The following is a 9,236-nucleotide window of genomic DNA, read 5'->3' on the forward strand; positions in this document are numbered from 1 at the left end:
TTTGATCCATTGATGGGTGAAGCATCTGGTGGCGGTATCATCTTCGGTAACACTGGTGGTGTTATGGAAGCGGCTATGCGTACTGCTTATAAACTTGTAACAGGTGAAGATGCTCCTAGCACTTTGATTCCGTTTGAAGCAATCCGCGGTATGGATGGTGCTCGTGAAGCAGACGTAGTAATTGGGGACAAAACATTACATGTAGCGGCTGTTCATGGGACAGGTAACTTGCGTAAGTTCATCGAACACATGCGTGCAGAAAACATCCATTATGACTTCATCGAAGTAATGGCTTGCCGTGGTGGCTGTATCGGTGGCGGTGGTCAACCACGCGTTAAATTACCGATGGCTGACAAAGCTCGTGAAGCTCGTATTGCTTCCTTGTATACTCGTGATGCAGAGGTACAAGTGAAAGCGGCTTGTGATAATCCAGATATCCAAAAATTATATGCTGAGTTCTTCGATGGCAAACCTATGAGCCATAAAGCACATCACATGTTACATACAACATTTGTGAACCGCTCTGAAGATTTGGGTCCTAATGGTGCTTGCACACCAGCTACATGCCCAACATCTGTGCCTAACTTGAAAAAGGCCGCAGAAGCAGCTAAAGCAGCAGCGGAAGCTAATAACTAATAGCTAAAAATAGTTAACCGTAATAATTAACAGTAAATGTAACAGTTAACTATAGTTAGTTGATACATACTATAAAAGCATATATATGGCTTAAGATAAAAGGCAGATAGTTGATATTTCAATCAGCTATCTGCTTTTTTATTTAGAATCTTTAGGGGACTACCTGTATGAAATCTAAATGTTGTTGATACTTTCACGCTAATGAATAGTATATATGCCATATACGCATAGGGGTTAAAATATAGAGATTGGTAAATTGTTTAGGAATTATGGTTAGTGTGCTATAATTAAATTATATTTATAGAAGCAATCAATACTGTTTCAGGAGGATCTTCATGGCTTTTAAATTAAAAGGAAAAGAAGAAAAATTTTTCAGTATTTTAGAAAATCATGCTGCTCTTACATATGAAAGTGCAGAGATGATGGAGCGTGTGTTTAAAGGCGAAATCTCTAAAGAAGAGGCTTTTCTTGAAATTGATACAAAGGAAAAAGCTGCCGATGAATTAGTAACCGAAACTGTAGAACGTTTGCGTAAAACATTCATTACCCCAATGGATCGCGAAGATATTCAGCTTCTAATCGACCAATTGGATACTACATTGGATAATATTAAAGAAATCATGGATAAAATGGTTATGTACCACGTTGGTAATCCAAGTGATGGTGCTATCCGTATGAGTGAAATTGTTGTAAAATGCGTAAAGCATATTAACAAATCTATTGGTTATATGGGCAGCCTTAAAAAGGACCATGTAAAGGTAGAAGGCCGTGTACACCAAGTATTGAAACTTGAGTCTGAAGCGGATAATATTTACCACGAAGAAATGGCTAAACTCTTCACTGAGTGTACAGATCCTATTGAAATTATCAAATGGAAGGAAATCCTTAGCGCCATGGAGGATGTAATCGATGGTTGCGAAGATTTGGTAGGTACATTCCGCCGGGTAGTATTGAAATATGCTTGAGTCTCATTATTTAGTATGGCTAGTAGTATTTTTAGCATTAGCCTTCGACTATATCAATGGCTTCCACGATACGGCGAACGCCATTGCTACATCTGTTTCGACCCGTGCTATTGAGCCTAAAAAGGCTATTATGATGACGGCAGCACTCAATTTCCTTGGTGCCATGGTTAGTACAGGGGTTGCAAAGACAATCGGTGGCGACATCGTAATGTCTGCGTCCCTTATCAATAGTGGAATCATTTCGGCTGCTCTCATCGGTGCCATTACATGGAACTTGCTTACCTGGTATTGGGGGATTCCTAGTTCCTCCTCTCATGCGCTTATCGGTGGTATCATCGGTGCTGTAGGTTGGTCCGTAGGCTTTGATGCCTTAAATGAGGCGGGTATTTTAAAAATTTTCTTATCCCTTATTTTATCTCCAATTGTAGCCATGATTGGTGGCTATATTGTGATGAAAGTATTGTTGCTTATCTTTGGTAGATTCTCTCCAATTGTACTAAATGATAGATTTAGATCCATGCAAATTGTGTCTGCCGTCATGATGGCTTTCTCTCATGGCTCTAATGATGCGCAAAAGGCGATGGGGATTATTACCTTAACCTTGCTTAGCGGTGGCTTCATTGATACATTGGATGTACCATTATGGGTTAAACTTTGTTGTGCTACGGCTATGGCTATGGGTACAGCAGTGGGTGGTTGGAAAATCATCTCTACCATGGGGACTAAGATTTTTAAACTAGAAACAATTAATGGTTTTGCTGCTGACTTAAACTCTGCTATCACTATTTTTACAGCTACATTCTTACATTTACCTGTAAGTACGACACACGTTGTAAGTGGTTCCTTGCTTGGCGTAGGTTCCTCTAAACGTCTTAAAGCTGTTAACTGGGGCGTAGCAAGATCGATGGTTTTGGCTTGGTTTGTAACAATTCCATTATCTGGTATTGTAGCGGCTATTGCTTATGAAATCGGTCACTTACTATTTGGTTAATAAATAACTATATAAAACTAAAAAAGACTGCGAAAGCAGTCTTTTTTTATTTCTGTTGTTTAAGAATTGGATTCATTGAGTTATACAATTTATGAATCAGATTTTAATATTTTTTGTAGTTTATTATGAACCTGTCATCAAAGAATGTAGGCATACACTAGGTTTTAAATACTATATTCTATAAAAGCGATTTATCTATATTTGGCAACATTAATGTTAGATTTCAAGTTGAATATAGCGAAATGCTTATAAATATGTGCTTTTCTTGATTATGCATTTTATTAATAAATGCGGTTTATTACTTGTTTAATAGTTGTTTTAGGACTGTTTATAATGAATAACTATTGCATACTTATGTAACGGAGGTTATACTATCGGTAGAAGGAGTTTTTCAAGTGAAAAGTGAGGTATGTATATGGCATGGGGTGGAACTAGACGCGGTGCCGGGCGCCCACGTAATCCGATTAAACGTATTGGTAGAACTATTCGACTTAGTGATGAAGAGTTTCTTTCACTCAAACCATTAATTATGGCCATCAAGGCCAATAATGATAAACGCTATAGGCAACAATGTACTAGAAATGCATAAATAAGGCATTGTCACAGCATATACAACATAATAAACTTTTAATCTATATTACAATAACCCATTATTTAAATCTTTCAACTACAACACATCTCTACTCTCTAACCATATGCTGTGTGCAATACAAAGCAGTACGAAGAAGGTCCCAATTCATTGAATTGGGACCTTTTCCGTTACTTATAGTATATGTCACAGTATATTTAACTACCTAGGACAAATACGATCTAATACTATATATAATTTTATTAACTTATAGGACTAGCTAATAGAATACTTTCATAGCTGAGTAAATCGTTAGTCGATTTTTACGCCGTGAATTTCTTCAGCTAAACGTTTTAACGCATCTACTGTACGAACGCCAGGTGTGATCTCAGATAGTTTTACACGAACGAAATGACCTTCTTTTACAGCAGTGATATCTTGAAGTTGAGGGTTAGATTTGATTTTTTCAATTTTTTGTTGGAAGTCATCATCGTTGCGAATAGAGTTACCATAGTCAGCAATAATAATGTAATCAGGATTTTGAGCAATTACAGTTTCCCAAGAACCTTTAGCCCATGTTTTATCAACACCTAAACCACTCATTACATTATCGGCACCGATAAGTTTCAAGATGTTTGTAGTATAACCTTCGAAGGCTGTGAATGGTTGGCCATCTTCAGAGTCATAAATGAATACCCGTTTACGAGGTAAGTCTTTTAATTTAGCTTGGATAGCTGCTAACGTTTTACGTTGACTAGCAACCCATTCTTCAGCTTTAGGTTTAACACCGAAGATTTCACCTAATTTAATCATGTCATTAAAGTTAGTTTCTAAATCTGCTTTTGTAGACAACATGGATTCAGGAAGCCAGATGTTAACCTTTTGAGCAATCATTTTATCTGCAGGAATAGCACGTTTGCTAAAAGAGTCAGGCCAGCCTGTTGCAAAGTCAGGCTTTACAGACATGAATACTTCGTAGGACGGCCATTTGTCGGATAAGACTTTTACCTTGTCATAGGCTGCTTGTAGAGGTGGATAGATTTCTTCTTCTTTGAAAGCTGTACCAGCCATTTTGTCTTCAAGACCTAGTTGGAGCATCATTTCTGTAGTTGCTTGAGACATGGATACTGCATGGGTAGGAGCGGATTTTACAGCAAAGTCAGTTTTAGTACCGTCAAATGTTTCACTCCATGTTACCGCATTGCCATTATCAGCAGTGTTCTTAGTTGTATCAGAACCACAACCAGCAATAGCAAAGGTTGCGCATGCCATAACAACTAATAACAATTTTTTTGATTTTCTTAATTTTTGGAACATAGTAAGCCCTTTCTTTTGAATTAATAATATAAATGATAGCGCCCTTCATCCCAAGATGTTTTGAAAGGAACTTCAAATATGGGTTCAAGAATTTCAGGTGTTAACACCTCGGTAGGGGAGCCTTCCTTTAGGATGGTTCCTTTGTTCATAATAACCACATGATCACAATATTGAGCGGCCAAGTTCAAGTCGTGTAAGACTACGATAGTTGTGCCTTTAAACGCTCGCAATTGTTTCATCAGTGCTATTTTATATTTCATATCTAGATGGTTCGTAGGCTCATCTAAGAGTAGAATTTGAGGCTCTTGGGTCAATGCTTTGGCGATGAATACACGTTGTTTTTCGCCACCTGATAAATGATGAATTTCTTCATCTGCTAAATGCGTAATACCTACTTCATGCATATAATGCTCTGCTATTTTTACATCTTCTGAGCTATATGTGCCGAAGTGTTGTTTGTAAGGATAGCGCCCCATAAGAACGATATCTTTTACGAGAAAATCATCGATCATAGAGTCTCTTGATTGTGTTAGAACGGCTACTAATTGAGCAAATTCTCGGCCTTTATATGATTCTAAAGGTCTTTGATTCAATATGATTTTATCTTTAGATGGTAGTAGTCGGTACAGATGACTCAGTAATGTGGACTTACCACATCCATTCGGGCCGATGATGGCTGTAATTTTATTACTAGGAAATGTTACAGAAATATTCTTTAACACTTCTTTCTTCTCATAGGAGAAGGACAACTGATTAATTTGATACATAGTATCTCCTATAGATATGATATACACTAACCATTGTGCTTGTAACGATTCATAATAATCCAAATAAATAATGGAGCCCCTAGTAGGGATGTGAGAACCCCGATCGGGATTTCTTCTGGACTATAGAGGGCCCTAGATAATACATCGGACCAAATCATCACGATACTGCCGATGAGTGTACTGAATAGTAAGGTGTGTTTGTGCTTTGGACCGCCTATGATTCTCGCTAAATGAGGAATAATAAGGCCAATAAATCCAACTACACCGACCTTGGATACTAATGTAGCAATAACAATAGAGGATATAATGACAATGCTCAACTGTAACTGTTTTACAGATAAGCCCATTTGCGCTGCTTCGTGATTGCCTAGTAATAATACATCTAAATCTTGGTTAAATAGGTAGATATATAACATAAATAATGTCACAATGATGGCTGTTAGTGGTAAATCACCCCATTGTATACCGGCAAAGCTACCTAATAACCAGAACATGGCACTACGAACTTGTGCTTCGTGTTTTGCCCCGTAAATAATCATCATAGTTAGAGCAGAGAATATACCAGTCATGCCCATACCGATGAGGATAAGCTTTACAGGACTATTACTTTTACCAACACAAAGCAATACCAAAATAATAGAGAGGGCCGCACCTAAAGCTGCAAAAACAGGTGTGTTATAGGCACCTAATAGCAGTAGACCTCCCATGATAATGGCAAACACAGCGCCTGTACTAGCACCTGATGAAACACCTAATACATAGGGATCAGCGAGTGCATTTCGGGTAACAGTCTGCATTAGTAAACCAACAAGGGATAAGCCTATACCTGTTAAGACTGAATAGATGAGTCGAGGTAATCGTATATCCGTAATAATCGTATCTGTCATTGTAGCCGTGGCATTGGGATCAGCCATAGACATAAGGGCCTGAATGATTTGCTCCAAAGGAATAAACGTAGATCCAAATTGCAACGCCGTTACCAATGAAATACATAGTATTACACATAGTATTAATGCTTTTATAGATGTTTGCATAAAATCTCCTTATTCTATTTTATAGGTAATATAACCTTATCTAAGTATAGAGAATTTTCTATATATATACAATATACATACTTGTATAGGTATGAAATATATAGGTATGGAATGTTTATAATATTTAAAGGGCTAAATGTAGAACTGTTCTGTAATCGTGTTGAATAATCTAAGTACGCTTAGTGAAATAATATGAGCGGCTACGCATATATTGAGTTGATGTTAAAAAATTATAAAATGATTGTTTTAAATGTTAGATTTATTCATTTTAATAAGCTTATTGTTATTTTGATATATGAAAAACTGCTTAGAATAGCTATAATAGACTTATATGTATAGATGTAAGCTTAGGAGGTGTTAGCTTGTTACAAGATTTATTATCCGAGGATAATGTATCGTTTCACTATCCCGCTGAAACGTGGGAAGAGGTAATTCGTCACGGTGGCCAACTCATGGTTGATGCTGGTTTTACTGATCCATCTTATACGGAGGCTATGGTAGAGGTAGTGCGTGAAATGGGACCCTATATTGTATTGGCACCAGGTCTTGCTATGCCACATGCTCGTCCGGAAAATGGGGCAAAACGTGTAGGTACTGCATTGGTAACCTTAGAAAAACCATTGAATTTTGGTAGTCCTGACAATGATCCTGTTTCTGTGGCGTTGTTTTTGTGTGCTCCGAACAAGGATGAACATATTCAGTTGTTGACAGATATTGCTACATTATTTGAGGATGATGAGTTTTTAGATGCGGCTGCTGATTTTGAAAGTATCGAAGATGTACAAGCATTCTTGGCAGAGCATTTAGAAGATCAAGAATACGTTTAGTAGGAGGCAAGTATGATTTCTGTATTAACTGTATGCGGTAATGGCATTGGATCTAGCTTGATGCTAAAAATGAAAATTGAAGAAATCTGTGCTGAAAATGGTATTGATGCACAAGTTGAATCTATTGATTTTAATGCTGCACAAGGCCGTAAAGCGGACCTTATTGTAACTGTAAAAGAATTGGCTGAACAATTTGAAGACAAGAATGTGGCTATTGTTCGCAGCTATATTAATAAAAAGAAAATCACTGAAGATATTCTTGATGCATTAAAACAAGCAGCTCAATAAAATGTAACAACTATATATAGGAGGTAGTGCCATGGAAATGGTATTAGAGTTCTTACGTGATGTGCTGTCTCAACCAGCACTTTTAATTGGTATTATGTCATGTATTGGCTTGATTGCCTTGAAACGTCCGTTTCATAAGGTCATGACTGGTACGTTGAAACCTATTCTTGGCTACTTAATGCTCGCAGCTGGTGCAGGTGTTATCGTTAACAACCTTGATCCATTAGGTAAGATGATTGAGCATGGCTTCCATATTACTGGTGTAGTACCAAATAACGAAGCTATCGTGGCTGTAGCACAAAAGGTACTTGGCGTTGAAACGATGTCTATTCTCGTAGTAGGCTTATTGATGAACTTATGTATTGCTCGTTTCACCAAGTTCAAATATGTGTTCTTAACAGGTCACCACAGCTTATTTATGGCTTGTCTTATGTCTGCCGTACTCGGTACAGCTGGCTTGTCCGGTATGGAACTCATCCTTGTAGGTGGTTTCTTGATGGGCGCTTGGTCTGCTATCTCTCCAGCAATTGGTCAAAGCTATACATCTAAGGTTACAGAAGGCGATGAAATTGCCATCGGTCACTTTGGTAGCTTAGGTTACTATTTATCCGCTTGGGTAGCTAAATATGTTGGTAAAGCAGACGATAGTACAGAAGACATTGAAATTCCAGAAAAATGGGGCTTCTTACGTGATTCTACATTATCTACAGCATTAACTATGATTGTATTCTACTTGATTGCAGCCTTTGCGGCTGGTTCTGAGTTTGTAGCTACTTTATCTGGTGATATGAGTCCTTACTTATATGCTGTTATGAGCGCTATGAACTTTGCTGTAGGTGTAACAATCGTATACTCCGGTGTACGTATGATCTTAGGTGATTTAATTCCTGCATTCCAAGGTATTGCCACAAAAATTATCCCTAATGCTATCCCAGCAGTAGACTGTGCCGTATTCTTTACATATGCTCCAACAGCAGTAGTATTGGGCTTCATTAGCTCCTTTATCGGCGGTATCATCGGTATGCTCATCCTTGGTGCTGTAGGTGGCGTATTAATCATTCCTGGCCTTGTACCTCATTTCTTCTGCGGTGCAACAGCAGGTATCTATGGTAATGCTACAGGCGGCCGCCGTGGTGCTGCAGTAGGCGCATTCCTTAATGGGTTGGCTATTACTTTCTTGCCAGCATTGGCATTGCCAGTTCTTGGTCAATTAGGTTTCCAAAATACAACATTTGGTGATGCTGACTTTGCTGTAATGGGCCTTGTACTAGGTCATGCATTCGAATGGATTGGTATGGCAGGTATCTATGGCATCGTAGCGATTGCAGCTCTTGTACTTATTATTCCAAACTTTATTAAAACAAAAGGTAAAGTTATTAACTACGTAGAAGAGGAGTAATGAAAACAACTGAGCAACATAGTAATGTAGTAATTCGATATATATTCTTGACCCTTGGTGCTATAAGTTTTTGCCTTGGTACAGCAGGTATCGTATTACCAATATTGCCAACAGTCCCCTTTTATATGCTTACCTTATTTTGTTTAGCACGTGGATCTGAACGCTTTCACAGAATGTTTTTGGAGTCCCAACTATATAAAAAGACAGTTGGTGCGTATGAACGCGATAAAGCATTGACGTTGCGGACAAAGTTGTCTATTTTAGCTTCTGTAACTACAATTATGTTAATAGGTGCTTATTTTTCTAGGAATATTCCTATTGCCCTTATCATCATGGCAATCGTATGGATTGCTCATGTTATAGCATTATTATTTGTAGTTAAAACAAAAAATTAATAATAATAATATGAAAATCCTCCCATTAGAGCATGCTTTAATGGGAGGA

The 9,236-nt window shown here is 37.8% G+C and carries 11 protein-coding genes; 8 read left to right on the forward strand and 3 right to left on the reverse strand.

The genetic code is table 11. The annotated features are described in order from the left end of the window. From QZ548_RS05265 to QZ548_RS05280, 4 genes are all read left to right on the forward strand, one after another. Window positions 1–636, forward strand: a 636-nt coding sequence (locus tag QZ548_RS05265; protein ID WP_295868903.1) for an iron hydrogenase small subunit, incomplete at its 5' end; no start/stop codon positions are given. A gap of 335 nt (window positions 637–971) precedes the next feature. Then, window positions 972–1,601 carry a DUF47 domain-containing protein gene (locus tag QZ548_RS05270; protein ID WP_105089528.1) on the forward strand — a complete coding sequence of 210 codons (630 nt, stop codon included), beginning with the start codon at window positions 972–974 and terminating at the stop codon, window positions 1,599–1,601. Further along, window positions 1,594–2,592, forward strand: coding sequence for an inorganic phosphate transporter (locus QZ548_RS05275; RefSeq protein ID WP_105089527.1), 999 nt, complete (start codon window positions 1,594–1,596; stop codon window positions 2,590–2,592). The genes QZ548_RS05270 and QZ548_RS05275 overlap by 8 nt, the downstream gene beginning before the upstream one ends. 415 nt (window positions 2,593–3,007) lie before the next feature. Further along, window positions 3,008–3,181 (forward strand): hypothetical protein, encoded by a 174-nt coding sequence (locus QZ548_RS05280; RefSeq protein WP_199176261.1) that lies wholly within the window; start codon window positions 3,008–3,010, stop codon window positions 3,179–3,181. 291 nt (window positions 3,182–3,472) lie between these two features. Here the strand turns inward: QZ548_RS05280 and QZ548_RS05285 are convergent, their stop codons facing one another. The 3 genes from QZ548_RS05285 to QZ548_RS05295 are packed head-to-tail and all read right to left on the reverse strand — an operon-like array spanning window position 3,473 to window position 6,278. Continuing rightward, a complete protein-coding gene (locus tag QZ548_RS05285) occupies window positions 3,473–4,477 on the reverse strand; it encodes an ABC transporter substrate-binding protein (protein WP_295868906.1) in 1,005 nt (334 codons plus the stop codon). Between the two features lie 20 nt (window positions 4,478–4,497). Then, window positions 4,498–5,244: an ABC transporter ATP-binding protein gene (locus QZ548_RS05290; protein WP_295868910.1), complete on the reverse strand. Its 747-nt coding sequence runs from the start codon at window positions 5,242–5,244 to the stop codon at window positions 4,498–4,500. Between the two features lie 26 nt (window positions 5,245–5,270). Beyond that, window positions 5,271–6,278 carry an iron ABC transporter permease gene (locus tag QZ548_RS05295; protein WP_295868913.1) on the reverse strand — a complete coding sequence of 336 codons (1,008 nt, stop codon included), beginning with the start codon at window positions 6,276–6,278 and terminating at the stop codon, window positions 5,271–5,273. A 362-nt stretch (window positions 6,279–6,640) separates the two neighbouring features. Between QZ548_RS05295 and QZ548_RS05300 the strand changes: the two genes are divergently transcribed. The 4 genes from QZ548_RS05300 to QZ548_RS05315 are packed head-to-tail and all read left to right on the forward strand — an operon-like array spanning window position 6,641 to window position 9,187. Continuing rightward, the gene (locus QZ548_RS05300) at window positions 6,641–7,105 is read left to right on the forward strand and encodes a PTS sugar transporter subunit IIA (protein ID WP_005385724.1); all 465 of its coding nucleotides are present in this window, start codon (window positions 6,641–6,643) and stop codon (window positions 7,103–7,105) included. Window positions 7,106–7,117: 12 nt separating this feature from the next. Further along, a complete protein-coding gene (locus QZ548_RS05305) occupies window positions 7,118–7,393 on the forward strand; it encodes a PTS sugar transporter subunit IIB (protein ID WP_005385725.1) in 276 nt (91 codons plus the stop codon). A gap of 31 nt (window positions 7,394–7,424) precedes the next feature. Beyond that, window positions 7,425–8,792, forward strand: a complete 1,368-nt coding sequence (locus tag QZ548_RS05310; protein ID WP_105089523.1) for a PTS ascorbate transporter subunit IIC — start codon at window positions 7,425–7,427, stop codon at window positions 8,790–8,792. Continuing rightward, complete coding sequence (locus QZ548_RS05315) at window positions 8,792–9,187, forward strand: YbaN family protein (protein WP_295868916.1); 396 nt, start codon at window positions 8,792–8,794, stop codon at window positions 9,185–9,187. Before QZ548_RS05310 ends, QZ548_RS05315 begins: the two co-directional genes overlap by 1 nt. Window positions 9,188–9,236 lie beyond the last annotated feature (49 nt).

The sequence above is a fragment of the uncultured Veillonella sp. genome, from assembly GCF_915069625.1.
Lineage (GTDB): Bacteria > Bacillota > Negativicutes > Veillonellales > Veillonellaceae > Veillonella.

What these genes read in the sequence shown, in the direction of transcription:
- QZ548_RS05270 (WP_105089528.1), top strand. Translation starts at nt 972, where the DNA reads ATGGCTTTTAAATTAAAAGGAAAAGAAGAAAAATTTTTCAGTATTTTA.
- QZ548_RS05275 (WP_105089527.1), top strand. Translation starts at nt 1,594, where the DNA reads ATGCTTGAGTCTCATTATTTAGTATGGCTAGTAGTATTTTTAGCATTA.
- QZ548_RS05280 (WP_199176261.1), top strand. Translation starts at nt 3,008, where the DNA reads ATGGCATGGGGTGGAACTAGACGCGGTGCCGGGCGCCCACGTAATCCG.
- QZ548_RS05285 (WP_295868906.1), bottom strand. Translation starts at nt 4,477, where the DNA reads ATGTTCCAAAAATTAAGAAAATCAAAAAAATTGTTATTAGTTGTTATG.
- QZ548_RS05290 (WP_295868910.1), bottom strand. Translation starts at nt 5,244, where the DNA reads ATGTATCAAATTAATCAGTTGTCCTTCTCCTATGAGAAGAAAGAAGTG.
- QZ548_RS05295 (WP_295868913.1), bottom strand. Translation starts at nt 6,278, where the DNA reads ATGCAAACATCTATAAAAGCATTAATACTATGTGTAATACTATGTATT.
- QZ548_RS05305 (WP_005385725.1), top strand. Translation starts at nt 7,118, where the DNA reads ATGATTTCTGTATTAACTGTATGCGGTAATGGCATTGGATCTAGCTTG.
- QZ548_RS05310 (WP_105089523.1), top strand. Translation starts at nt 7,425, where the DNA reads ATGGAAATGGTATTAGAGTTCTTACGTGATGTGCTGTCTCAACCAGCA.
- QZ548_RS05315 (WP_295868916.1), top strand. Translation starts at nt 8,792, where the DNA reads ATGAAAACAACTGAGCAACATAGTAATGTAGTAATTCGATATATATTC.